14 protein-coding genes are annotated in these 25,202 nt (G+C 70.0%); 3 read left to right on the top strand and 11 right to left on the bottom strand.

The annotated features are described in order from the left end of the window. Positions 1-53 precede the first annotated feature (53 nt). Complete coding sequence (locus ACPW96_RS18990) at positions 54-5,213, top strand: glycoside hydrolase family 3 N-terminal domain-containing protein (RefSeq protein WP_425884946.1); 5,160 nt, start codon at positions 54-56, stop codon at positions 5,211-5,213. A gap of 102 nt (positions 5,214-5,315) precedes the next feature. Here ACPW96_RS18990 and mmsB read toward each other — a convergent pair whose 3' ends face one another. The 3 genes from mmsB to ACPW96_RS18975 are packed head-to-tail and all read right to left on the bottom strand — an operon-like array spanning position 5,316 to position 8,946. Then, the gene (gene mmsB, locus ACPW96_RS18985) at positions 5,316-6,224 is read right to left on the bottom strand and encodes a 3-hydroxyisobutyrate dehydrogenase (RefSeq protein ID WP_425884944.1); all 909 of its coding nucleotides are present in this window, start codon (positions 6,222-6,224) and stop codon (positions 5,316-5,318) included. A 53-nt stretch (positions 6,225-6,277) separates the two neighbouring features. Continuing rightward, positions 6,278-7,423 carry an acyl-CoA dehydrogenase family protein gene (locus tag ACPW96_RS18980; RefSeq protein WP_425884943.1) on the bottom strand — a complete coding sequence of 382 codons (1,146 nt, stop codon included), beginning with the start codon at positions 7,421-7,423 and terminating at the stop codon, positions 6,278-6,280. A gap of 2 nt (positions 7,424-7,425) precedes the next feature. Next, the gene (locus ACPW96_RS18975) at positions 7,426-8,946 is read right to left on the bottom strand and encodes a CoA-acylating methylmalonate-semialdehyde dehydrogenase (RefSeq protein ID WP_425884941.1); all 1,521 of its coding nucleotides are present in this window, start codon (positions 8,944-8,946) and stop codon (positions 7,426-7,428) included. 177 nt (positions 8,947-9,123) lie between these two features. Between ACPW96_RS18975 and ACPW96_RS18970 the strand changes: the two genes are divergently transcribed. Next, on the top strand, positions 9,124-11,352 hold the full coding sequence (locus tag ACPW96_RS18970; RefSeq protein WP_425884939.1) for a choice-of-anchor I family protein: 2,229 nt from the start codon (positions 9,124-9,126) through the stop codon (positions 11,350-11,352). A 382-nt stretch (positions 11,353-11,734) separates the two neighbouring features. Next, positions 11,735-12,223 (top strand): Hcp family type VI secretion system effector, encoded by a 489-nt coding sequence (locus tag ACPW96_RS18965; protein WP_425884938.1) that lies wholly within the window; start codon positions 11,735-11,737, stop codon positions 12,221-12,223. A gap of 111 nt (positions 12,224-12,334) precedes the next feature. Here ACPW96_RS18965 and pulA read toward each other — a convergent pair whose 3' ends face one another. The 8 genes from pulA to ACPW96_RS18925 all read right to left on the bottom strand — a co-directional run bounded on the left by pulA (position 12,335) and on the right by ACPW96_RS18925 (position 25,107). Then, positions 12,335-18,421, bottom strand: coding sequence for a pullulanase-type alpha-1,6-glucosidase (pulA, locus tag ACPW96_RS18960; protein WP_425884936.1), 6,087 nt, complete (start codon positions 18,419-18,421; stop codon positions 12,335-12,337). Positions 18,422-18,594: 173 nt separating this feature from the next. Further along, positions 18,595-19,779: a thiolase family protein gene (locus ACPW96_RS18955; protein WP_425884934.1), complete on the bottom strand. Its 1,185-nt coding sequence runs from the start codon at positions 19,777-19,779 to the stop codon at positions 18,595-18,597. Between the two features lie 2 nt (positions 19,780-19,781). After that, positions 19,782-20,111, bottom strand: coding sequence for a YciI family protein (locus ACPW96_RS18950; protein ID WP_425821115.1), 330 nt, complete (start codon positions 20,109-20,111; stop codon positions 19,782-19,784). A gap of 85 nt (positions 20,112-20,196) precedes the next feature. Beyond that, complete coding sequence (locus ACPW96_RS18945; RefSeq protein ID WP_425821116.1) at positions 20,197-20,652, bottom strand: hotdog fold thioesterase; 456 nt, start codon at positions 20,650-20,652, stop codon at positions 20,197-20,199. Continuing rightward, positions 20,649-21,833, bottom strand: a complete 1,185-nt coding sequence (locus ACPW96_RS18940; RefSeq protein ID WP_425821117.1) for a bifunctional 2-methylcitrate synthase/citrate synthase — start codon at positions 21,831-21,833, stop codon at positions 20,649-20,651. The genes ACPW96_RS18945 and ACPW96_RS18940 overlap by 4 nt, the downstream gene beginning before the upstream one ends. Before the next feature lie 10 nt (positions 21,834-21,843). Then, the gene (gene prpB / locus ACPW96_RS18935; protein ID WP_425884933.1) at positions 21,844-22,743 is read right to left on the bottom strand and encodes a methylisocitrate lyase; all 900 of its coding nucleotides are present in this window, start codon (positions 22,741-22,743) and stop codon (positions 21,844-21,846) included. Between the two features lie 121 nt (positions 22,744-22,864). Then, positions 22,865-24,391 carry an MmgE/PrpD family protein gene (locus ACPW96_RS18930; RefSeq protein ID WP_425884931.1) on the bottom strand — a complete coding sequence of 509 codons (1,527 nt, stop codon included), beginning with the start codon at positions 24,389-24,391 and terminating at the stop codon, positions 22,865-22,867. After that, positions 24,388-25,107: a GntR family transcriptional regulator gene (locus ACPW96_RS18925; protein ID WP_425884930.1), complete on the bottom strand. Its 720-nt coding sequence runs from the start codon at positions 25,105-25,107 to the stop codon at positions 24,388-24,390. The genes ACPW96_RS18930 and ACPW96_RS18925 overlap by 4 nt, the downstream gene beginning before the upstream one ends. Between the last annotated feature and the right edge of the window lie 95 nt (positions 25,108-25,202).

Below are 25,202 nucleotides of genomic sequence, written 5' to 3'. Positions count from 1 at the left end.
CCTCGGCGATGCGGGCCGCGCCGCGAGGCGCGACCAGCGACGAAGGAGTTGCCGTGCCGTCCTCCCCCATCCCCACGCTCGCCGCCACCGCACGCGGTTTCCGCGACCGCCGGCGCCCCCTCGCGCTCCTCACGGGGCTCGCGCTCGCCATGCCCCTGGCGGTGGTGCCGTTCGCGGCGGTGCCGGCGGCGGCGGCTCCCGGCGACCTGGCGCTCGCCGGAACGGCGTCGGCTTCGGCAGCCCAGGACGACGCGGACGGCTCGTTCCCGGCATCCGCGACGATCGACGGCGACCCGGCCACGCGCTGGGCCAGCGGAAACGGGCCTGACGAGGAGGTGCCGTTCAGGGCATGGCTGCAGGTGGATCTGGGAGCCCCCGCGGCCGTGGACCGCGTCGTGCTGGCGTGGGAAGCCGCGTATGCCGCCGACTACGACATCCAGGTCGCGACGACGGCACCCGAAGACGAGACGTCGTGGACCACCGTGCAGGAAGTCCCCGACGCCGACGGCGGCACAGACGACCTCGCCATCTCGGGCGCCTCCGAGGCCCGTTACGTGCGCGTGCTCATGAACGAGCGCGTGAGCTTCGACTGGGATCCCGCGCGCCCGCACTGGTACGGCTACTCACTGTTCTCGTTCGAGGTCTACGGCACCCCGAGCCAGGTGGCGACGGTCTTCGGCACATCCGGCCTGTCCGTGCCCGCCGGCGAGACGGCGACCGTCCCCGTCGTGCTGGCGGTGCCGGCGACCGCCGATACGAGCGTACGGGTGCGTTCGACCGGCGGCACGGCCTCGGCACCGGGCGACTACACCGCGGTGGATGAGATCGTGACATTCACCGCGGGAGAGACGGCGGCATCCGTGTCGGTCGCCACGGTCGACCACGGTCCCCTTTCGCCGCCCAAGACGATCGGGCTGACCCTCTCCGACCCCTCTGCCGGGCTCGTGCTCGGCGCCCGCGCGACCGCCACCCTGACGGTGACGCCCCACGGCGAGCTGCCCGACGTCGACGAGGTCGAGGTGCTCGACGACTTCGAGTCCGGTGTGCCGGCCGGATATACGACGTGGGGCATAAACGCCGATGTGACACCCGTGCTCAGCGCGCCGGAGGCCGCGCGCGACGGCGCATCGGACGGCAACCACGCCCTCGTCGCGACCGTGGGCGCCACGCCCGCCCCCGGCGACTGGTTCGGATTCACGCACGACATCTCGCCGACGGACTGGTCGGACTACGACGGCTTCACGTTCTGGTTCCTCGGCACAGGCGGTGGCGGGCTGCTCCGCTACGAGCTCAAGTCGGGCGGACAGCTGTTCGAGAGGTCCGTGACCGACGACACCGCCGGATGGCGGCGGGTGAACGTCCCGTTCGCGCAGCTGCGCCTGAAGGGGAACCCCACCTCCGACGCGCGGTTCGACCCCACGGCATCCACCGGCTTCGCCGTGACGCTGACCGACCTCGGCGCCGGCGCCTGGACGTTCGACGACATCGCGCTCTACACCCGCGCGACCACCCTCGACGACGCCGAGGGCGACGTGCCCTTCGCAGAACCGGGGACGACGGTCGGCCTGTTCACCTGGGGATCCGACGGCTCGGTCGTCGGGCTGGGGGCGACCGAGCGGGACCGCGACGGCGCGCCCGCCGGAAACCACGTTCTCTCGGGCGACTACCTCATTCCCTCCGGCGGGTGGGGCGGCTACAGCCACAACCTCGAGGCCGGGCAGGACTGGTCGTCGTACCGCGGCATCCGCCTGCTCTGGTACGCCTCACAGGACACGCGTCCCGCCTCTCCGACCGCCGGTGCCGACATCAAGGTGGAGATCAAAGACGGTGGCACCGACGGCGAGCACGCCGAGCTCTGGTACGCCGACTTCAAGGACAACTGGTCGCCGGACGGCAGCCGATGGAAGGTCGTCGAGCTGCCGTTCGACCAGTTCCAGCTGGGCGGGTACCAGCCGGGTGACGCGGCGACGCGCAACGGAACCCTGGACCTGACGGCATCGTGGGGTTACGCCGTGACGTTCGTGCCCGGTACCGCCGCGGCCGTCGACTGGGCCATCGACGATGTCGAGCTCTACGGCTCCGCCGCGCCCGTCGCGACCGCCGTCGTGTCGAGTCCCGACGTCACCCTCGTCGAGCCGGGTGAGACGGCATCGGTCCCGGTGACGGTCACCTCGACCGACGGCGAACCGCTGACGGCCGACATCGAGGTCACCTACGCGGATGCCGCGGGCACCGCCGAGGCCGGCACGCACTACGAAGCCACGTCGGGCTCGCTCGTCTTCCCGGCCGGCACGGCATCCGGGTCTTCACAGACGATCGACGTCCCCACCCTCGCGACGGCGCCGGAGGATGTCTCCCGCTCCCTCGTGCTCACCCTCGAAGCGGCGGGCGCGACGGTGCCGACCCAGCCGCGCGTGGTGCTGAACGCCGTGGGTCTCGCCTACCTCGATGACTCACTGACGAACGGGGAGCGCGTGCAGGATCTTCTCGCTCGGATGACGCTCGCCGAGAAGATCGGGCAGATGGCGCAGGCGGAGCGCCTCGGTCTGCAGTCCCCCGACCAGATCGCCACCCTGGGCCTCGGCTCGGTGCTCTCCGGCGGCGGCTCCGTTCCGCCGCAGAACACGGCGGCCGGATGGGCCGACATGGTGGATGCCTTCCAGCGCCAGGCGCTCTCGACCCGGCTGCAGATTCCCCTGATCTACGGGGTGGATGCCGTGCACGGCCACAACAATGTCGTCGGCGCGACGATCTTCCCGCACAACCAGGGGCTCGGAGCCACGCGCGACCCCGACCTCGTCGAGGCCGCCTCGCGCGCCACGGCAGAGGAGGTCCGTGCGACCGGCGTGCCGTGGACCTTCGCCCCGTGCCTGTGCGTCTCGCGCGACGAGCGCTGGGGGCGCAGCTACGAGTCGTTCGGCGAGGATCCGGCGCTCGTCCGCTCGTTCGCCGAAGCCGCCACCGTCGGCCTCCAGGGCGAGGACCCCGGCGACATCACGGGCGCCGACGAGGTGCTCGCCACGGCGAAGCACTGGGTGGGCGACGGCGGAACGACCTATGTTCCGCAGACCGGTTCCGGCTACCCCATCGACCAGGGCGTGACACGCGTCGGCACCCTCGAAGAGCTGCGGACCCTGCACGTCGAGCCCTATGAGCCGGCGATGGCCGCGGGCGTGGGCTCGATGATGCCCTCGTACTCCGCGGTGTCGATCGCGGGCGGCGAACCCGTGCGGATGCACGAGAACGGCGCGCTGAACAACGACCTGCTGAAGGGCGAGCTCGGCTTCGACGGATTCCTCGTCAGCGACTGGGAGGGGATCGACAAGCTGCCGGGTGGCACCTACGCCGAGAAGGCGGCCCGCTCCGTCAACGCCGGCGTCGACATGGCCATGGCGCCCTACAACTTCGCCGCGTTCATCGACGCGGTGGCGGCCGGGGTCGGCGCCGGGGTGATCACCGAGGCGCGCGTCGATGACGCCGTGACGCGCATCCTCACCCAGAAGTTCGCCCTCGGTCTGTTCGATCAGCCGTTCGCGGACCGGTCAGGGCAGGATGCCGTGGGCGGGGCGGAGCACCGCGCCGTCGCGCGGGAGGCCGCCGGCGCCTCGCAGGTGCTGCTGAAGAACGCCGACGGCGTGCTGCCCCTGGCGAAGGACGCGAAGATCTACCTCGCGGGCTCCAACGCCGACGACCTGGGCAACCAGGCGGGCGGCTGGACGATCTCGTGGCAGGGCGGATCGGGCGACATCACGCAGGGCACGAGCATCCTCGAGGGGATCGCCGAGGTCGCCCCCGGTGCGGCGGTGACCTATTCCGAGGATGCCTCGGCCCCGATCGGCGACGCCGGTGCGGGCATCGTCGTGGTGGGCGAGACCCCGTACGCGGAAGGCGTCGGCGACGTCGGCAACAGCGGCAAGAGCCTTTCGCTCTCGGCGGCGGACCGCGCCGCCATCGACACCGTCTGCGCCGCCGTCGAGTGCGTCGTGCTCGTCGTGGCGGGCCGTCCGCAGCTCGTCAGCGATCAGCTGCCGGACATCGATGCACTGGTCGCGTCGTGGCTGCCCGGCTCGGAGGGCGCGGGAGTCGCCGACGCCCTGTTCGGCGACCGCCCCTTCACGGGCCGGCTCCCCGTCACATGGCCCGCGTCGGCCGAGCAGGTTCCGATCAACGCGGGCGACGAGGACTACGACCCCGAGTACGCCTATGGCTGGGGGCTGCGGACCGACTCGGGCCGCGACCGCCTGGACGAGGCGGTCGCGGGGCTGCCAGCCGGTGACGCCCGCGACGCCGTGCAGGCGATCCTCGACGCGGACGTGTGGAGCGGTGAGGACCTCGATCCGGCTTCCGCGGAAGAGGCGCTGGCGCTCATCGCGGATGCCGCGGCCGTCCTCGGCGGCGAGGACCGGGCGACCGCACGAGCCGCGGGGCTCGTCGTCTCGCTCGTGCGCGATCTCGCGCAGGATGCCGTCGTCACGGGTCGCGACGGGCTTCCCTCCGATGCCGAGGCGATCACCGCGGACGCCGAGCACGCGCTGATGGCGGGCGACCCCGGCACGGCCGTCGCCCTCCTCGCGGAGGTGGCCGGCATCGAGGCGGTCGCTCCCGTGGCATCCGCCATCACGCTGTCGGTGACGCGCGCCGAAGCGGCCTTCGGCAGCCCTGCGACCGCGCGCGTGCTGGTCACGGCCGACGGCGCCCTGCCCGGCGGCACGTCCCCCACGGGGACGGTCGCCGTGCTGTCCGACGGCGTGCAGGTGGCCACGATCGACCTCGCCGCCGACGGGGACGGGCGGGCCGTCGGCTCGGCCGTCCTGCCGGCGAATCTTGCGGTGGGCGCCCACACGCTCACCGCCGAGTACCCGGGTTCCGAGTCCTCCGATCCCCCGATCCTCGCGTCCGAGTCGGCGGAGACGGACTACCGCGTCGTCCGCGCCGAGCCCGAGCTCTCCACGGACGGCACGCGCTGGGTGGTGAGGCGCTCCGCGGAGAAGGTCGTGGACGTGCAGGTCGAGGGGGTCGCCGGTGCGGTTCCGACCGGCACCGTCGAGGTGTGGGTGAACGCCAAGAAGCGCGGCACGGCAACCCTCGGCGCTGATGGCACCACTCGCATTCCCCTGCCGAAGTCCACGGGGACGGGCCGCGTGGTCGTGAGATACGCCGGCGACGGCACCTTCGCGCCCACCTCCGTCGGACGCATCCTGCTGGTGCTGTGAAAGGAGGAGGGGTTCGGGCCGGCCGCCCCAACCCCTCCTCCTGCTCGACCGGCTACGCCGCAGCGCTGCTTGACGGGCTACGCCTCAGCGCTGCTTGACCGGCTACGCCTCCGTGCTGCGGGCGCGGACGGTGTGGATGATGCCCGAGAAGTCCTGCCCGGCGCCGTCCCCCGCCGCGAAGTCCCGGTAGATCTCGCGCGCGAGGCGCCCGAGGCGCGCGTCGACGCCCGTGAGATCGATCGCCTGCTCGGCAAGCCCGAGGTCCTTCGACATGAGAGCGCCGGCGAACCCCGGTTGATAGTCCCGGTTGGCCGGGCTGGTCGGCACGGGCCCCGGTACGGGGCAGTTGGTCGTGAGCGCCCAGCACTGCCCGGACGCGTTGGATGCCACGTCGAACAGCGCCTGATGCGTGAGGCCGAGCCGCTCACCCAGCACGAACGCCTCGGCGACGGCGATCTGCGAGATTCCCAGGATCATGTTGTTGCAGACCTTCGCCGCCTGGCCGAGGCCGGGTCCGCCGCAGTGCACGACGCGACGGCCCATCGCCTCGAGCACGGGCAGCGCCGCGGCGAAGTCCTCCTCCGATCCGCCGACCATGAACGCCAGCGTGGCGTTCTCGGCGCCGACGACTCCGCCCGACACAGGAGCGTCCAGACTGCGATGCCCCGCGGCCTCTGCGAGCTCGTGCGCCTGCTGCGCCTCGTCGACGGCGATGGTGGAGCAATCGATGAACAAGGTACCGGGCTTCGCGACCGCGAGCAGCCCGGGGGTGTCCTCGGAGCCGCGGTACGCATCGAGCACGTGCCGGCCGCCGGGGAACATCGTGATCACGACGTCGGCGGATGCCGCGGCATCCTGCCCCGAAGAGACCACGTCGACGCCGGCCGCCGTCGCGGCCTCGAGCGCCGCCGGCACCAGGTCGTAGCCCAGCACGCGGTGCTGGGCCTTCACGAGATTGGCGGCCATCGGGCCGCCCATGTGCCCGAGTCCGAGGAAGGCGATGGTGGTCATGACTGCTCCTTTGCGGTCGGTGTCAGAAGCGGATGCGGCGGCGGGTTCCGAACTCAGCGGCTCGCGGCCAGGAGGCCGCGCCCGACGACGAGCTTCATGATCTCGTTCGCGCCCTCGAGGATCTGGTGCACGCGCAGGTCGCGCACGACGCGCTCGAGACCGTACTCCTGCAGGTAGCCGTACCCGCCGTGCAGCTGCAGGGCGGTGTTGGCGACGCCGAAGGCGGCATCCGTCGCGAATCGCTTCGCCATCGCGCAGGCGATGGCGACATCCGGAGCGCCCTGATCCATCTTCTCCGCGGCGCGCTCGAGCAGCGCGCGCGAGGCCTGCAGATCGGTCTCCATGTCGGCCAGCGTGAACACGACCGACTGGTTCGCTGAGAGCGGGCCGCCGAAGGCCTCGCGCTCCTGCACGTAGCGCAGTGCCTTGTCGAACGCCCACTGGGCTCCGCCGAGCGAGCACGCCGCGATGTTGACGCGGCCTCCGTTCAGGCCCTTCATGGCGATGCCGAAGCCGTCGCCTTCCGCGCCGAGCAGGTTGGACACGGGAACGCGCACGTCGTCGAAGATCACCTGCCGGGTCGGCTGCGCGTTCCAGCCCATCTTCTTCTCGTTCGGTCCGAAGCCGAGCCCCGGGGCGTCGCCCGGGACGACGATGGCGCTGATGCCCTTCGCCCCGGGCTCGCCCGTGCGCGCCATGACGACGTACACCGCCGAGGTGCCGGCACCCGAGATGAACTGCTTCGTGCCGTTCAGCACGTAGTCGTCGCCGTCCCGCACCGCCGACGTGGTGAGGGCCGCGGCATCCGAACCCGCTCCAGGCTCCGTGAGGCAGTAGCTGCCGAGGTCCTGCATCGTCACGAGCCGCGGCAGCCACTGGCGGCGCTGCTCGGTGGTCCCGTGCGCGTCGATCATCCACGCCACCATGTTGTGGATCGAGATGTAGGCGGCGATCGTCACGTCGCCCTTGGCGAGCTCCTCGAAGATCGCGACGGCGTCGAGGCGAGAGAGGCCGGAGCCGCCGACATCCTCCCCGACGTAGATTCCCCCGAGGCCGATCTCGCCCGCCTCGCGGAGGGTGTCGACGGGGAAGTGCTTCTCCGCGTCCCAGCGGGCGGCGTTCGGGGCGAGAGCGGCAGCGGCGAAATCGTGGACGGCCTCGACGAGGGCCGCTCGTTCGTCTGTGTAGGTGGTGAACATGATCAGTGCATCGTCGGGATGACGAAGCTCGCCCCTTCCTTCGTCTGCTGAGCCGAGCGAAGCGTGGTGGACGGCCAGCGACTCGTCACGGTCTTCGTCTTCGTGTAGAACCGGAACGCGTCCGGGCCGTGCTGATTGAGGTCGCCGAAGCCGGACTTCTTCCAGCCGCCGAACGTGTGGTACGCGATCGGCACGGGGATCGGCACGTTCACCCCGACCATCCCGACCTCGACGCGGGCGGCGAAATCACGCGCCGCGTCGCCGTCGCGCGTGAAGATCGAGACGCCGTTGCCGTATTGGTGGTCGGTGGCCATCGCGAGCGCCTGCTCGTAGTCCTCGGCGCGGGCGATGATCAGCACCGGGCCGAAGATCTCCTCGCGGTAGATCGCCATGTCGGCGGTGACGTCGTCGAAGAGGGTCGGGCCGAGGTAGAACCCGTTCTCGTAGCCGTCGACGCTGTACCCTCGGCCGTCCGCGAGCAGGGTCCCGCCCTCATCCACCCCGAGCTGAATGTAGTGCTCGACGCGCTTCTTGGCGTCGGCGGTGACGAGCGGACCGTAGTCGTTCCCGTCTTCGAGGGCCGGGCCGACCTTGAGGTGCTTCACCCGCTCCGTGAGCTTCGCGGCGAGGGCGTCCCCCGTCTCCTTGCCGACCGGAACGGCGACGGAGATCGCCATGCACCGCTCGCCCGCCGATCCATAGCCGGCGCCGACGAGTGCATCGGCCACCTGGTCGAGGTCGGCGTCGGGCATCACGATCATGTGGTTCTTGGCGCCGCCGAAGCACTGCGCTCGTTTGCCATTGGCTGCGGCGGTGGCGTAGATGTACTGCGCGATCGGCGTCGACCCGACGAAGCCTACGGCCTTGACGCGGTCATCGTGCAGGATCGCGTCAACGGCCTCCTTGTCGCCGTTGACGACGTTGAAGACACCTGCGGGAAGCCCTGCCTCGAGGAACAGCTCGGCGATCCGCAACGGAACCGAGGGGTCACGCTCGCTCGGCTTGAGGAGGAATGCGTTGCCTGCGGCGAGCGCGGGGCCGGCCTTCCAGAGCGGGATCATCGCCGGGAAGTTGAAGGGAGTGATGCCCGCGACCACGCCGAGGGGCTGGCGCATCGAGTAGACATCGATGCCGCCGCCGGCCCCGCTCGAGTACTCGCCCTTGAGCAGATGAGGGGCGCCGGCGGCGAACTCTATGACCTCGACGCCCCGCTGGATGTCGCCCTTGGCGTCGTCGATGGTCTTGCCGTGCTCGCTGGAGAGCAGGCGGGCGAGGCTGTCCATGTCCTTGCCGATGAGGTCGAGGAAGCGCAGCAGCACGCGGGAGCGCCTCTGCGCGTTCTGCGCCGCCCACTCGAGCTGCGCGTCCGCCGCCACGCCGATCGCGGCTTGGACCTCGGCGGTGCTGGCGAGCGGGACGCGGGCCTGGACGGTGCCGCTGCTGGGGTCGAAGACGTCGCCGAACCGCCCTGATGTTCCGTCGACGTGCTTTCCGCCCACGAAATGGGTGAGGTCACGAGTCATTCTGTCGACTCCTCCCGCGCCGTCATTGGCACGATGGTCATTTTAGCTGGACATCCAACTATATCGCAGGACGACCAGCCGCTGAACCGTTGGGTAGACGTTCACCCGGCGGACACCGGCGCTCACTACGAAAGGGTGCGGCACATTCCGTGCGACATCCCGGACCCGAGGACATCGATGCCTTCTCTTCTCCCCCGCCGCAGCGTACTGGCAGCCGCGTCTCTGGCCGCCTGCGGAGCGCTCGTCGCCGCGCCGCTGACCGCGGCATCCGCTGCGATCGTCGCCGACCCGATCATCTACTCGGCCGACGACGCCGCGCTCGAACTCGAGCCGGTAGGCACCTTCGAGAGCGGGCTCTTCGACCAGTCGGGCGCCGAGATCGTCGTCCCCTATGGCGACCGGCTGTTCGTCGTCAACGCGCAGGCCGGCTCGGTCGACGTGCTGGACTACTCCGACCCGGCCGACATTGTGAAGGAATTCCAGATCAGCTCCGACGGCGTCGCCAACTCGGTCGCGGTGCGCGCCGACGCACTCGGCGTGATCGCCTTCGAGGCCCCGGTGAAGACCGACCCCGGTCACCTCGTGTTCTTCGACGCGAACGCCCCGGATGCGGCATCCGCTTCTCTCGGCGGGGTCACCGTGGGCGCGCTGCCCGACATGGTCTCCATCTCGGCCGACGGCTCGTACGCCGTCGTCGCCAACGAGGGCGAACCGGCCGAGGACTTTTCGATCGATCCGGAGGGATCGGTCTCGATCGTGAGCCTGCCCGACCTCGATGAACTCACGGCGCCGACGCAGACGGACGTGCGCACGGCGGACTTCCACGCCTTCGAGGGCGAGGCCCTGCCGGAGGGCGTGCGCGTCTTCGGGCCGACCCCGCACGGCGACGACCTGCCGGTCAGCCGCAACCTCGAGCCGGAGTACATCACGATCGACGGCGACACGGCGTACGCGGCCCTTCAGGAGGCGAACGCGGTCGCGGTTCTCGATCTCGGCACCGCCGTCGTCACCGACATCCTGCCGCTCGGCTTCAAGGACCACGGCGTCCCTGGCAACGGCCTCGACGCGAGCGATCGCGACCCGAACGGCGCCCCCACGATCAACATCGAGACCTACCCGGGCCTGCACGGCGTGTACATGCCCGACGGGCTGCAGTCCTACGCGGTGGACGGCGAGACCTACCTCGTCACGGCGAACGAGGGCGATGCCCGCGAGTGGGGCGACTACGTCGAGCCGTCTCGCGTGAAGGACCTCGAGGAGGACGGCTACGGGCCTGTCTGCGACAACCTCGAGGCGTATACGCCGGATGCCGCCCTCGGCCGGCTGAACGTGACCCGCGAGCTCGGCTTCGACGAGGCGGAGGGCTGCTACGACGAGCTCTATGCCTTCGGCGGGCGGTCGTTCTCGATCTGGAGCACCGACGGACAGCAGGTCTTCGACTCGGGGGACGCCTTCGAGCGCATCACCGCCGCAGCCAAACCCGGGTTCTTCAACTCCAACCACACGGCATCGAACCTCGAGGGCCGGAGCGATGACAAGGGGCCGGAACCGGAGAGTCTCACGATCGGCACCCTGAGCGGGCGCTCGTACGCATTCATCGGCTTCGAGCGGGTGGGCGGCATCGCCGTCTTCGACATCACCGAGCCCGCGACATCCCGCTTCGTCACCTACATCGGCAACCGCGACTTCTCGGTCTCGGTCGAGGATGCCGACGACCCGGCAGCGGTGCTCTCCGGCGCCGGTGACCTGGGGCCGGAGGGGCTGGTGTTCATCCCGGCGGAATCCTCCGTGACCGGGACGCCGCTGCTCGCGGTGGCGAATGAGGTGTCGGGCACGACGACGCTCTTCTCGATCGCCGACGCGCTGGCTCTCACGAACGTCTCGCCGCCGACCGTCTCGGGTTCGCCCGACGTGGCCCGCGTGCTGACGGCGACACCGGGCGAGTGGAACGCGCACGGACCGGCGTTCGCCTACCAGTGGCTGCGGGACGGGTCTCCCCTGGCCGGTGCGACCAACGCCGAGTACCGCGTGAAGCCCGCCGACCAGGGCCGCGTGCTCAGCGTGCGCGTGACGGCGACGGCAGCAACGCACACGGCGACGGCCGACAGCGCGCCGGTCACGGCACGCTACCTGGCGGTGGCCACGGCAACGACGGACAGGGTGGTCTTCACGACGAAGGATGCCGTGTCCGTCCGGGTCGCCGTGCTCCCCGTGTCGGGGCCTTCGGCCACGGGCACGATCACCGTCCGGGTCGCGGGCAGGGTGCTCACCGGACAGCTGGCCGCCGGCGCGGTCACCGTGCCGGCGGGGGCGCTGCCCCGCGGCATCCATCCCGTCCTCGTGACGTATGCCGGGAGCGTTACGGTGTCGCCGACGGCCGGTGCGGGAATCGTGGTCGTGCGCTGACGCCGACGCGCGTTGCACTCGCGTGGCGGGCGGGCGGGCGGGCGCGCGGCGCGGGACGGCGAGGCATGGCACTTGGCGGGCGCTAGCCCCCTTCGCTCGGTGGGCGCTAAGCGCGCGTCGACAGGTCAGGGACCGGCACCTTGCGACCAGCGAACCAACCCGACGTGAAGGGAACTGAACTCGCTGGGCCCTGAGTGCGGGTTCACGCGCGCGCCACCCGCACCTTGCGACCAGTGAAGCCGAGCGGATGCGAGCCGCTGCGACGCGCTGGGCGCGCGAAGTGCGGGTTCAGGGCGCGAGCCCCGGTGACCTTTCGGAGGCGCTGCCCGAGTGGGATCCTGGCCACGACGGCGCAGGGTGCGACGCCGGAACGGAGCGCGACATGTCGATCGATCTCTATCTGCAGCTGGACGGGATCCCGGGCGACTCCGCCGCCAAGGGGCATGAACGGTGGATCGAGGTCACCGGGGTCGACTGGGGGATGTCGCATTCCGCCGGGTCGGGGTCCGGGCACGGCGGGGGAGCCGGTGGCGGAGCCGGGCGCGTGAGTTTCGGCCCCCTGGATGTCGCCGGCTGGCTTGGCAGCGCCACCCCGCGCGTGCTCGACGCGTGCGCCCGCGGCATCCACCTGCGCCGGGCGGTGCTCGAAGCGGTCGCACCCGGGGAGAGCCCGAGGGTGACGGCGAGGTGGGAGCTCGAGGAGGTTGTCGTCTCGGCGCTCTCGGTCGCCGGTGCCGGGGCGACTCTGGCGGATGCCACGTCGCTCACCTATGGGCGGATCCGCTTGACGACCTTTGCGCAGGACGCATCCGGCGGTGCCGGCCAGGCCGTTTCCGGCGGGTGGGACATCGAGTCCTCGCAACCCTGGTGAGCGGCGACGGATGACGAAGGCGGGGTCCGGCGAGCCGCAGCCCGCCGAACCCCGCCATCACCGACTCCCCGGCGATCACCAGCCTCGGCCGTCACCGGCCGAGGCCGCACCTCACCAGATCAGCACGGGCACCGGGATGACCGCGCGAGAGTCGTTGTAGGCATCGCCGCCGGTGAACGTCGTGCGGAGGAGGTGCAGGCCGCGACCGAGGGCCGGCAGCGCGATGTCGACCTCGCCATCGGCGTCCGCCGAGAGCTCCGCGGTGGCGATGACGACGCCGCGGTCGTAGACCGTCACGGTGCCGACCGGCGCCGAGCCGTCGGCCGCGAGGATGCGGCCAACGACCTTGACCGGCGTTCCCGACTTCGCGGCGATCCGGTTCGGAGCAGCGGCGACGAAGGTGTCCACCGACTCCTGATCGACCAGCACCGCTACCGATCGCGCCGGCACGGTGACGGTGCCCGTCGCGGCATCCCACGTCGTCGTCTTCACGACCGCGTCCGCGCCGTTCGCCTGCGCGTCGGCCAGGGCGAACGCGCGACCGGCGAGGGTGCCGACGGTCTGGGTCACCGGATCGGGCGACGCGTTGAACACCAGGAGCGCGCCCTCGAGCTCGGGGTCGACATCCTCGCCCACCAGGTCATCGATGAGCATCGTGATCACGCCCGGCGCGGCATCCGCTCCGCCGTTCGGGAACGACACCTTCTCCTTGATCAGCTCGGCCGAACCGAGGCGCAGCAGGTCCACTTCCGAGCGCAGACGCAGGAGGTCGAGGGCGGATTTCTCGGCCGCGGCGATGTCGGCGGGGCCGGGCTTGAGCGCCGGGTTCTCGAGCAGCGGACGCATGATGTCCCACTTCTCTCCGTTGTCGGCCGCCATGGGGAGACCGGAGCCGAACGTCGACTCCTGACCCGTCCAGTCGATGCGGTTGAACCAGTCGCCGGAGTTGTAGCTGTTGCGATCCAGCGACTTGGAGCGCAGCAGCTCGGTGCCTGCGTGCCAGAACGAGACGGCCTGCGAGAGCGTCACGGTGGCCAGCTGCACGGTGTTCATGCGCACGCGGTCTGACATCGAGGTCTCGGTCGGCAGCTTCAGCACCGACAGGTCGTAGAGCGTCTCGTTGTCGTGTGCGTCGACGTAGTTGATGACCTCCGCAGGCTCGTCGGCGTAGCCGGCGGGGGCATCGTTGTAGTCCACCTCGGCTCCGCTCTTGACGGTTCCGTCGGACGCCTCGAAGGAGAAGTCCTTCAGATTGCCCGCGAGGCCCAGCTTCACGAGGTCGGTCTGCTCGCCGAGGTCGCGCAGGCCGGTCCGCGTGGGCGTCTGGCCGTTCGGATCGGTCTCGAGCCCGGTGCCGAAGCCCTGTTCGTACGTCGAGTCGCCCGCGACCGGGCTGCCGCCGTGCACGCCATCACGCAGACGGTCGTTGAAGGTGCCGATGCCGGTGCCGCCGAGCTGGCCCTGTGTGGCCTGCTCGAAGAGCGCGTTGTTCGCCACCTCGCCGAAATTCCAGCCCTCGCCGTAGAGGTAGACCGCCTTGCCGTCGATGCCGTCCTTCTCGACCGTGAGCTCATCGAGCGCCTGGCGGACAGCCAGCATGTTGTCCCGAGAGTGGTGCCCCATGAGGTCGAAGCGGAAGCCGTCGACCTTGTAGTCGCGGGCCCACGTGACGACGGAGTCGACCATCAGCTTCTCGGCCGCGGCGTGCTCGGTCGCCACGTTCTGGCAGCAGGTGGAGGTCTCGACCGCACCGACGTTGTTCAGTCGGTGGTAGTACCCCGGCACGACCTGGTCGAGCACGGAGCGGGGCTCCTGGCCGGACTGCGCCGTGTGGTTGAAGACCTCGTCGAGCACTACCTGCAGGCCGGTCTGGTGCAGGGCCCCGACCATGGAGCGGAACTCGGCGACGCGCGCCCCGCCGTTCGGGTCGACCGCATATGAGCCTTCCGGTGCCGAGAAGTGGTACGGGTCGTAGCCCCAGTTGAACCCGTCGGCGTCGCGGATCTCGTCGATGCAGGCCTGCTGCTCCTCCGAAGCCGGTGCGAACGATTCGAGATCGCAGTCGGGCACCGCCTGCTCGTCCCGGTCCTCCTCGATCGTCGCGATGTCGAACGACGGGAGCAGGTGCACGGTGTTCATCCCGGCCTCGGCCAGCTGCGCGAGCTGCGTCATGCCGGCGCTGTCCTCGTGAGTGAACGCCTTGTACGTTCCACGCTCGGCCTCGGGGACCGACTCGTCGGTGATCGAGAAGTCGCGGATGTGCAGCTCGTAGATCGTGCGGTCGACGGGCTTGTCGATGACCGGGGCCTCGGCCTTCTCCCAGCCCTTGGGCCGGTGAGCCTTATCGCGCAGGTCGATCGCGACCGAGCGCTCCGAGTTCACCGTGAGGGCCACCGAGTAGGGGTCGGTGACCTCGTTCGTCTCGATCGCACGCGTGGTCGGCGCGTACACGCGCACCTCCCACAGGTACTCGGCGCCCTTCAGCGCCGCCTTGCCGACGACGGACCAGGTGCCGGATGCCGCGTCCCAGGCGGCCTCGTGGCGCTCTGGGGCGCCGGTGGCACCCGGCTCCCAGGTGAGCAGCGTCGCCGCCTGGGCGGTGGGCGCCCAGAGCCGGAAGGTCGGCTTGTTGCCCTGGAACGAGACGCCGAGCGCCTTCCCCTCGAGCTCGTCGGCGTAGAGGTCATCCAGCACGCCGGGGAGCTGCACGCCGGTGAAGGCGGTGAGCTTCCCGCTCGAGTTCCGCTGGGCGACCGCGAGCTGACCCTTCAGCAGTTCCGCCACCGCGTCGCGGTCCTGGTTCTCGACCCTGACGGCGCGGTAGTCCGCAAGAGCGGGGAACCGCTCCTTCTGAGCCGCCGTGAGCCCCGTCTCGATCGGCACGAGCGGCAGCGCCTCGCCGCCGGTGACATCGCCGTTCTCGATCTCGAGGCCGGCTTCCGGGGATGAGTACAGCTGCCACTGCGTTCCGGCGCCGAGCGTGGCCGGCCACGCGATGGTGTCCGCGTCGATCCAGTGCGCCTGCGACGTGCCGACCCCTTCCACCGCTGCGGCGGTCGACGCGACCGTGAGCACGTGAGTCTTGCTGTCGTAGAGGAAGGCGGTGACTGCGCCCTCTACGGCCGAGAAGGTGATGTCGGGGCCGCCGGGCACGCCGCCGGCGCCGTAGTTCTCGTCCCAGCTCAGGCCGTGGGTGACCTTCACGGCGTACGAGCCGGTGGGCAGGTCGTCGGTCGTGAACTGGAAGGTCCCGTCGCCGTTGCGGTCGAACATCATCGCCGCCAGGCACGAAGGCAGCCAGTCGCCGTTGGAAGGGCCGCCTGTGCAGCCGAGCTCGCTCTGGAACGAGCCCGCCAGGGTGATGATCGGCCCATCGGCCGTGGATCGGATGTTCTTGGTGCGCGGGTCGAAGTAGAACGTGATCGGACCGCCGAGGTGCTCGAGCGCGATGTCCCCGCCGCCCTGGACGCCGCCGGCCCCGAAGTTGACGTCCCAGCTCTTGTCGGTCGCGATCTTGTACGCGTAGCTGCCGGCCTTGAGCTCCGGCAGCGACAGCCTCCAGATCCCGTCGACGAGGGTCATCTGCACCTGGTCGCACGCGGGGTCCCAGTTGCCGCCGTCGCCGCCCGTGCAGCCCAGCTCGGAATTGAAGCTGCCGGGGACACTCGCGAAGTCGTAGTCGTCCGCCTTCTGGGGCTCGGGCTCGTAGGGAAGCTCCGGTTCCTCGTCTTCGACGAGGGTGACCGCGTTCCCGACGGACGCGTAGGTGGAAGCCGCGGATCGGTGGCCCGCGGCATCCGTCGTCACCGCGCGGTACTCCACCAGCGTGCCCGCGTCGAGGCCGCGGATGTCGTGGAACACGCGGGGATCGGTGTCTTCGGCCGTGCCGAGGGGCGTCCAGTCATTCGAGCCGACCACGCGCCACGCGAAGCTGGTCTCGCTCCACGTGTCGTCGGCGACATCGGCCGACACGGCGACCTGGCCGCTGAGCCCGGCGCCTGGGGCGGGGGCCGAGACCGTGAGAGCGGATGCCTCTGCCGGCGCCGTGACGGTGCGGTCAGCCTTGTAGACCACCGTGCCGAGCGCGGGAACGGTGACCGATGCGGCGGCCGCGGCATCCGTGCTCACCGCAGCCCCGCCGCCGTACAGCGGCGCGTACGCGGCGTCCGCCGTCAGCGTCGTGAGAGACACCGTCTGCGGGGTCGTGGTGTTGTTCAGCGCGACGAGGTACTCGGTCTTCTCTTCGCGGTCGACCCGGGAGAATGCGTAGACGCCGGCGCCATCGGTGACGTGGCGCTCGATCTGCGCCCCCGTCGCGAGGGCCGGGTTGGACGCGCGCAGCTGCGCGAGCTCTTCGATGTGCGTGTAGAGCGGCGCGGCGGTGTCGTAGCGATCAACCGATCCGGCGTTCTCGCCGGTGACCAGCGGCTGGTTCTGGTACTCGGCCACCTGGCTGGCGAAGAGCGTCTGACGGGCGCTCTTGTCGTTGCCGGGCTCGGCGCCGACGAAGCCCTGCTCGTCGCCGTAATAGACCACGGGCTGACCGCGGGTCAGGAACATCAGCTCGTGCGCGAGCTCGTCGCGCTGCGCGACGTCTCCCGCGTCGCGGAGGAAGTATCCGATGCGGCCCATGTCGTGGTTGCCGAGGAAGGTCGGCAGCGCGGTCGCCGAGCTGTCGGGCGTCGTGTAGTGGTCGTCGCCATCGAACAGCGCCTGCAGCGCCTTGGTCGACTTGCCCTCGGCGAACGTCTGGGCGCCGGACTGGAAGGTGAAGTCGAGCACCGAGTTCATGTCGGTGTCGCGGACGTAGGGGGACAGCTTGATCGGGTCGGCGTCGTAGACCTCGCCGAACATGAAGAAGTCGGGCTTGTTCGCCTCCGTGCGGGCGTAGTCGAGCACCTCGGCGCTCCACTTCTCCCAGAACTCGAAGTTGACGTGCTTCGCCGTGTCGATGCGGAAGCCGTCGATGCCCCGGTCGATCCACTGCTCGTACACGTCGACGAAGCCGTCGACGACCTTGGGGTTCTCGGTCATGAGGTCATCGAGCCCGGAGAAGTCGCCGTACGTGACGGACTCGCCGGCATAGGTCGAGTCGCCGCGGTTGTGGTACAGCGTCGGGTCGTTGAGCCACTCCGGGACCTTCGTCTCGGAGGTCACGACGGGCGTGTACGGGAACGACGTCGCTGGGTCGAATTCCGGGAAGTCGGGGTCGCCGGCCTTGGCGGCGATGTCCACCTCGTTGCCGTCCGCGTCGGTGTAGGGACTGGAGGCGAGGCTCTTGTAGCCGTACTCCTTCTCGGCGTAGTCGATGACGTCGGCGGTGTGGTTCGTGATGATGTCGAAGTAGACCTTGATGCCCTCGGCGTGGGCCTCGTCGATGAACGCCTCGAGCTCCTCGTTGGTGCCGAGGTGGGGGTCGATCTGCGTGAAGTCCGTGATCCAGTAGCCGTGATAGCCCGCGGAGGCGTCGGCGCCGGTGCCCTGCACGGGACGGTTCTTGAAGCTCGGCGTGAGCCAGATGGCCGTCGTGCCCAGACCCTTGATGTAGTCGAGGTTCGCGCGGAGGCCCGCGATGTCGCCGCCGTTGTAGAAGCCCTTGTCGGTGGGGTCGAAGCCGTGCGCCAACCGGTCGCCGGCGATCCCCGCCGTGTCGTTCGAGGAGTCCCCGTTGGCGAACCGGTCGGTCATCACGAAGTAGAACTGCTCGTCGCTGCCCGGCTGGCGAACCGGCGCGGCGGCCAGCGCATCGTCGTCGGCGGTGTAACCCCCGCGGACCGAGACGACCTCGAGCCCGATCCGATGCGTCACATCGTCGAACAGGAAGCGCAGTGTCGCGGGGCCCTCGATCGTGAGGGGGATGTCGTCGCCTTTGAGGACGCCGTCGGCCCCGTAGTTCTCGTCCCACGAGTCATTGACCGCGACCTTGTACATGTACGTGCCGGCGGGCACCGTGAACTCCGCCGCATACACGTTCTCGGCATCCGTCGGCGCCAGGTCCGTCACGTTGCACTCGGCGAGCCAGTCGTCGGCACAGCCGAGCTCGCTCTGGAAACTGCCCACCACCGCGAACGTGCGATCGGCTGCGGCGACCGGCGCCGCGGCGATCGCGGGTAGCGCGACGCTCCCGGCGAGCACGAGGGCGGCAGACACGATTGTGGCGAGCAGGCGGCGTGCTCGTGCGGGGGTCGTCTTCGACACAGGGGTGCTCCATTGGGGAAGAGGGCACGGCGACGTGCCCCGGTGCGTCCTGTGACCGTAGCAAAGGCGTCCGACAAACTGCAAGCGCTTACAGAATGAGAATGCCCTCATGAAGCGCGAGCGCGCTGCCCGCGTCCTCCCGCCTCATGTAAGCGCTTGCACCCGCCCTCGCGTCAGAAACGCTCGATGATCGTGGCGTTGGCGAGGCCGCCGCCCTCGCACATCGTCTGAAGTCCGTAGCGACCGCCCGTGGCCTCGAGCGAAGCGAGCAGCGTGCCGAGCAGGCGCGTGCCCGATGAGCCGAGTGCATGTCCCAGCGCGATCGCCCCGCCCCAGCGGTTGAGCTTCTCCGGGTCGCCGCCGACCTCGGCCGCCCACGCCAGGGGGACCGATGCGAAAGCCTCGTTCACCTCGTAGGCGTCCAGGTCGTCGATGCTCAGGCCGCTGCGCTCGAGGATCCGGCGCGTGGCGGGGATGGGCCCCGTGAGCATGAGGAGGGGATCGTCCCCGACCACGGCGAACGCGTGGAATCGCGCGCGCGGCGTGAGCCCGAGCTCGGCCGCCTTCTCCTCGCTCATGATCAGCACAGCCGAGGCTCCGTCGGTGAGCGGCGACGAGTTGCCGGGCGTGATGCGCCACTCCAGCTCGGGGAATCGTGCGGCCAGCGCGTCGGTGCGGAACGAAGGGTTGAGCCCGGCGAGCCCCTCGGCCGTGGTGGACGCACGGATCGTCTCGTCCATCGAGACGGGAGTTCCGTCGTCGACCTCCACCGGGAGAACCTGGGAATCGAAGTCGCCCCGGGCCCACGCATCCGCCGCCCGTCGATGCGACTCGGCCGAGAACTCGTCCAGCCGCTCCCTCGAGAAGCCCCACTGCTGCGCGATCAGCTCGGCCGAGACTCCCTGATTGACGAGCCCCTCCGGGTAGCGGGCACGCAGGCGCGGCGAGCCGGGCGTGCCGCCGGTGGCCGATGAGCCGAGCGGAACCCGGCTCATCGACTCGACCCCACCGGCGATCACGATGTCGTACGCCCCGGCCATCACTCCCTGCGCCGCGAAGTGCGCAGCCTGCTGGCTCGACCCGCACTGGCGGTCGATCGTCGTACCAGGCACCGTCTCGTCGAAGCCGGCCGCCAGCACCGCGTTGCGGGCGATGTTGACGCTCTGATCCGCCACCTGGCTCACGCATCCGAGGATCACGTCATCGATCTGACGCGACTCCAGGCCGCTGCGCTCGAGCAGGGCGCTCAGAACTCCCGCGGCGAGGTCGACGGGATGCACGCCGCTCAGCGCGCCCCCCGGTTTGCCCCGGCCGGTCGGGGTGCGGACGGCGTCGACGAGAACGGCACTTCTGGGCATGGCTACTCCCACTGCATGAACGGACGGATCTCCAGCTGGCCGTTGCGGGCCATCGGATGACGGGATGCGATCTCGACCGCCTCCTCGAGGCTCTCGCACTCGAGGATGTCGAATCCGCAGATCACCTCGACCATCTCGGCGTAGGGTCCCCGCGTGACCAGGGTCTTGCCGCCGCGCACCTTCACGACCGTCGACGCGGTCGGCGGCTCGAGCACCTCGCCCATGATCCGCTTGCCGCTCGCATCGAGCGGCTCGACCCACAGGTCGACGTCGGAGTCGTCCGGCACCTCGTCGGGGGCGGCGGAGCTGACGACGAACATCATGTACTTCATGGAATCATCCTTCCTTCGTGGAACGGTTTCATCCAGGGCGTCGAACCATCCGGTGGGTTCTCGACCATTCCGGAAAAGAAACTTGTCAGGACCGCTGTTCCGGCGTGCCGTAGCTGCTGCGCTGCTCGATCACCGCGAGGGTGCACCGGGAGATGCACGCCAGCTTGCCGGCCTCATCGACGATCCGGATCTCCCACACCTGCGATCGGCGACCGAGGGCTGCGGGTGTCGCGGTGGCGGTGACCCAGCCCGAGAACACAGGGCGGATGTGGTTCGCGTTGATCTCCTGCCCCACGACGTGGAACCGCTCCCGGTCGACGGCGAGGTAGCCGGCCCACGATGCCAGCGTCTCTGCAAGGGCGATCGACGCGCCGCCGTGCAGGACGCCCGCCGGCTGGACCGTTCGGTGGTCGACCGGCATCCGGCCCACCAGGGCATCGTCGCGGACCTCGACGATCTCGATCCCGAGGTTCTCGATCAGGGTCCCGCGCGCCATGGCGGCGAGGTCGATGATGCCGACGTCGCCGAACCAGATCCTCACCCGGCCGCCTCCTCGGCACGCTGTGCCGTGTCTTCGGCCTGTGGGACGTAGCCCTCGATGTGCCGCTCGTCGACGCCGTTGTACGCCGACAGGGGGCGGATGAGGGCGTTGGATGCCGCCTGTTCGATGATGTGCGCGGTCCATCCGGTGACCCGGGAAGCGACGAAGAGCGGCGTGAACGTCAGGGTGTCGAAGCCCATCAGGTTGTACGCCGGGCCCGAGGGGTAGTCGAGGTTCGGATAGATGCCCTTGCGCGCGACGAACTGCTTCTCGAGCTCGTCGTAGAGCGCCGCGAGCTCGCGGGCTCGGCTCGACGGGTCCTGCGAGTAGTGCTCGACGAGCGTGTCGAGTGCGGCCTTCATCGTCGGGACGCGGGAGTCGCCGTGCTTGTAGACGCGGTGCCCGAAGCCCATGATCTTGCGCTTCTCGGCGAGCGCCTGATCGAGCCAGACCTCCACGGCGGCGGCCTCGCCGATCTCATCGAAGATGTGCATGACGGCCTCGTTCGCACCGCCGTGCAGCGCTCCCTTCAGCGCGCCGATGGCGCCGACGACCGCCGAGTGCAGGTCGGCCAGCGTGCTCGTGATGACCCGTGCGGTGAAGGTCGACGCGTTGAAGGAGTGCTCCCCGTAGAGGATCATCGACACGTTGAACGCCTCGACCACGACGGGATCCGCCTCCTCGCCGAAGGACATGAACAGGAAATTCGCGGAGTAGTCGAGGTCGTCGCGAGGGGGGATGATGTCCTGCCCCCGGCGACGGCGCTGGTCGTAGGCGACGATCGCCGGAAGCTTGGCGAACAGCACCATGCTCTTGCGGAGGTTCGTCTCGCGAGTGGAATCCTCCGATTCGGGGTCCGACGCGCCGATCACCGAGACGGCGGTGCGCACCACGTCCATCGGGTGCGACGTCAGCGGGATCAGATCGATCGCTGTCTTGACGTTGTCATCCAGTGCCCGCTGCGAGCGCTCCAGGCTCCGGAATCGCTCGAGCTCCTCGGCGGTCGGCAGCTCGCCGTTCCAGAGCAGGAAGGCCACGGCCTCGAACGGCTGCGTGGCCGCGAGCTCCTGCACGGGGTAGCCGCGGTACAGCAGGCTGTTGGTGTCGGGATTGACCTTCGAGACCGCGGTGTAGTCCACGGTGACCCCGGCGAGGCCCTTCTTGATCTCTGGTTCAGTCATTCGGGTGCTCCTAGCGCTGGATCTCGAAGTTGAAGACGCTGGTGTCGAAGTGGTTGTAGCCCTCGTAGTCGAGAAGCTCGTAAAGGTCGGCGCGGTGCTGCATCTCTCCGAGCTTCGACGTCAGGTGTCCATCCTCGTTCAATGTGTCGAGGGCGCGGTCCGCCGCGCCCATCGCCATGCGCAGCAGCGACACCGGCCAGATGACGATGTTGATGCCGACATCCGCCAACTGCGAGCTCGAGAACAGCTCACTCTTGCCGAACTCGGTCATATTCGCCAGCAGCGGCACATCGAGCGCCTCGCGCATCGCCGCGAATTCGCCCAGGTCGCGCATGGCCTCGGGGAAGATCGCGTCGGCGCCGGCATCCACCAGTGCCTTCGCCCGGTCGATGGCGACCTCGAGTCCTTCGACGGCGCGGATGTCGGTGCGCGCCATGATCAGGAAGTTGGGGTCACGGCGGGCGTCGGCCGCGGCCCGGATGCGCTTGATCGCGGTCTGCTCGTCCACGACCGCCTTGCCGTCGAGGTGTCCGCAGCGCTTGGGGTTGATCTGGTCCTCGATGTGCGTGCCGACCAGGCCCGCGTCTTCGAGCGTCTGGATCGTGCGCGCCACGTTCATCGGCTCGCCGAACCCGGTGTCGGCGTCGATGATCGCCGGCAGCTCGGTCATCCGCGCGATCTGCTGCCCGCGGCCGGCGACCTCGGTGAGGGTGGTGAGGCCGATGTCGGGGAGTCCGAGATCGGCGCTCAGCACGGCGCCGGAGATGTAGACGCCGTCAAAGCCCTTGCGCTCGATGAGCCGGGCGCTGAGGGGGTTGAAGGCGCCGGGGAAGCGCAGCAGCTCGCCGCTGGAGAGCCGCTCGCGGAAGAGGCGGCGCTTCTCGGCCGCCGGTGTCTGGGAGTACAGCATCAGCGGCTCCTCCCCGGCGCAGGGGGTGCCGCGCTCAGGCTGGACGGGGCGGAAGTCGACGCGGCGGGGTTTACGAGGGCCCGCAGGGTCCGCTCAGCCTGAATCCGGTACGCGGCGCGCATCAGAACAGCCCCTTCGGGGCAGGCGCGCCCGCCAGCACGCCCATCTTCGCGACGATCGTCAGCTGCGCGACCTCGGCGGGCGTCAGCTCGGGCAGGCGCTGCACCAGCTCGAGGAAGCGCTCGATCTGGTGCGCGGCGAGCACCGGCTCGGCCAGCAGACGGAACTTGCGGATGTAGTCCTCGCGGGCGAAGGGCCGCGCGCCGAGCGGGTGTGCGTCCGCCACCGCGATCTCATCGACCAGCTCGGTGCCGTCGGTGAAGCGGATCACGACGCGGCCGCCGAACGCCTTCTCGGCCGGGTCGGTGGAGTGGTAGCGGCGCGTCCACTCCGCGTCCTCCGCGGTCGTGACCTTGTGCCACAGCGCCACGGTGTCTTCTCGGCCTGCGCGCTCCGGGGTGTAGGAGTCGACGTGGTGCCACGCGCCGTCCTGCAGCGCCACCGTGAAGATGTACGGGATCGAGTGGTCGAGCGTTTCGCGGGATGCCGTGGGGTCGTACTTCTGCGGGTCGCCGGACCCGGAGCCGATCACGTAGTGGGTGTGGTGGCTCGTGTGCAGCACGATCGACTCGACCTTGGCGGGGTCGCCGGCGTCCGGCCGCTCGGTGTGCAGCTTGCGGGCCAGATCGATCCAGGCCTGCGCCTGGTACTCGGCCGAGTGCTCCTTCGTGTAGGAGTCGAGGATCGCCCGCTTGGGCTCCCCGCCGGCGGGCAGCGGCACCTCGTACGCGGCGTCCGGACCGTCCAGCATCCACGCGATCACGCCGTCCTCGCCCTCGTAGATCGGGCTCGGCGAGGTCTCGCCGCGCATCGCGCGGTCGACCGCTTCGACGGCCATCTTGCCGGCGAAGGCGGGGGCGTGCGCCTTCCACGTGGAGATCTCGCCCTTGCGGCTCTGCCGCGTCGCGGTCGTGGTGTGCAGCGCCTGCCCGACCGCCTGATAGATCGTCTCGGTGTCGAGCCCGAGCATCGTTCCGATGCCCGCGGCCGCCGACGGGCCGAGGTGGGCGACGTGGTCGATCTTGTGCTCGTGCAGGCAGATCGCCTTGACGAGGTCGATCTGGATCTCGTAGCCGGTCGCGACGCCACGCACCAGGGCCGCGCCGTCGGATCCGACGTGCTGGGCGACGGCGAGGATCGGGGGGATGTTGTCGCCGGGGTGCGAGTAGTCCGCCGCCAGGAACGTGTCGTGGTAGTCGAGCTCACGCACGGCGACGCCATTGGCCCATGCCGCCCACTCCGGGCTCGACCGCCGCTCGATGGCGCAGCCGAAGATCGTCGCGCCGGAGCCGCCGATCGACACGGCGTGATCGAGCGCCTGCTGGCGGGCGGCGCTCACGGGCGCGCGGGTGAGGGATGCCGCGGCGACGGCCGCGTTGTCGATGAACCGGTTGATGATCATGTCGACCACCTCCGGTTCGACATCCACGGGGTCGGTCGCGATCTCGGCGATGCGCCAGGCGAGCTGTCCCTCGCGGGCGAGCTGCTCGTCGCTGCGGTGGACGCGGAGGTGGTGCGTGATGGTCATGTATGGCCTTTCTGGGGGTGCAGGGCCTTCGGGACGCGACGGGACGTTGCGGCCCCCGAGTCTGTCGAGGGCTCCGGAAGGGAGTCGAGGATGTTCGTGAGCGCGTTGTGCAGGTGCACGTGCGTGGCGTGGGCCGCCAGCTCGGCGTCTTGATCGGCGATCGCGGCGGCGATCAGCCGATGCTCGGCGACCGATTGAGCGAGGCGGGCCGGGCGGTCCCGCGCGAGTCGGCGCACCCGCACGAGGTGGGTACGGACCGTGCGGAGCGCGCCGGTCAGGTAGTCGTTGCGCATGGCCTCGTCGAGCGCGGCGTCGAAGCGGGCGATGAGCGCGTAGTACGCATCGAGTTCGCCATCGGCGCCCAGCTCCGCGTGCGAGAACTCGGCGGCGAGCGCGGCGAAGACCTCGGAGTCGCCCCGCTCTGCGGCGAGGCGAGCGGCCGTCTCCTCCAGGGCGCGGCGCACTTCGAACAGCTCGCGGATGTCGGCGGCGTCGACCCCGGTGACGACCGTGACGCGCGGCGACTGCTGCTCGACGAGCCCGTCCGCCGCAAGGCGACCCAGCGCCTCCCGCAGCGGAGTCCGGCTGACCCCCAGGCGTCCGGCCTGCTCCACCTCGCCGAGGACTGCTCCTGCCGGCAGCAGTCCGCTCTGGATCTCGTCGAGGAGCGTCGCGTAAGCACGGTCGCTGGCGCGCATGCCGACCTCCTCACCCATCGAGCATCCATCGGCCGAGTTCGCGTCGATCGACCTCGCCACATTGTATACAAACAACCGCGTCGCGCGCTACAAAGACCAGGAGTGCCAGCCCT

The sequence above is a fragment of the Micromonospora sp. DT81.3 genome (assembly GCF_049847225.1).
Classification (GTDB): Bacteria; Actinomycetota; Actinomycetes; order Actinomycetales; family Microbacteriaceae; genus Microbacterium.
This window is presented reverse-complemented; position numbering and strand designations above follow the sequence as displayed.

What these genes read in the sequence shown, in the direction of transcription:
- ACPW96_RS18950 (WP_425821115.1), bottom strand. Translation starts at nt 20,111, where the DNA reads ATGAAGTACATGATGTTCGTCGTCAGCTCCGCCGCCCCCGACGAGGTG.
- ACPW96_RS18940 (WP_425821117.1), bottom strand. Translation starts at nt 21,833, where the DNA reads ATGACTGAACCAGAGATCAAGAAGGGCCTCGCCGGGGTCACCGTGGAC.
- ACPW96_RS18955 (WP_425884934.1), bottom strand. Translation starts at nt 19,779, where the DNA reads ATGCCCAGAAGTGCCGTTCTCGTCGACGCCGTCCGCACCCCGACCGGC.
- ACPW96_RS18980 (WP_425884943.1), bottom strand. Translation starts at nt 7,423, where the DNA reads ATGTTCACCACCTACACAGACGAACGAGCGGCCCTCGTCGAGGCCGTC.
- mmsB (WP_425884944.1), bottom strand. Translation starts at nt 6,224, where the DNA reads ATGACCACCATCGCCTTCCTCGGACTCGGGCACATGGGCGGCCCGATG.
- prpB (WP_425884933.1), bottom strand. Translation starts at nt 22,743, where the DNA reads ATGCTGTACTCCCAGACACCGGCGGCCGAGAAGCGCCGCCTCTTCCGC.
- ACPW96_RS18925 (WP_425884930.1), bottom strand. Translation starts at nt 25,107, where the DNA reads ATGGGTGAGGAGGTCGGCATGCGCGCCAGCGACCGTGCTTACGCGACG.
- ACPW96_RS18930 (WP_425884931.1), bottom strand. Translation starts at nt 24,391, where the DNA reads ATGACCATCACGCACCACCTCCGCGTCCACCGCAGCGACGAGCAGCTC.
- ACPW96_RS18965 (WP_425884938.1), top strand. Translation starts at nt 11,735, where the DNA reads ATGTCGATCGATCTCTATCTGCAGCTGGACGGGATCCCGGGCGACTCC.
- ACPW96_RS18970 (WP_425884939.1), top strand. Translation starts at nt 9,124, where the DNA reads ATGCCTTCTCTTCTCCCCCGCCGCAGCGTACTGGCAGCCGCGTCTCTG.
- ACPW96_RS18975 (WP_425884941.1), bottom strand. Translation starts at nt 8,946, where the DNA reads ATGACTCGTGACCTCACCCATTTCGTGGGCGGAAAGCACGTCGACGGA.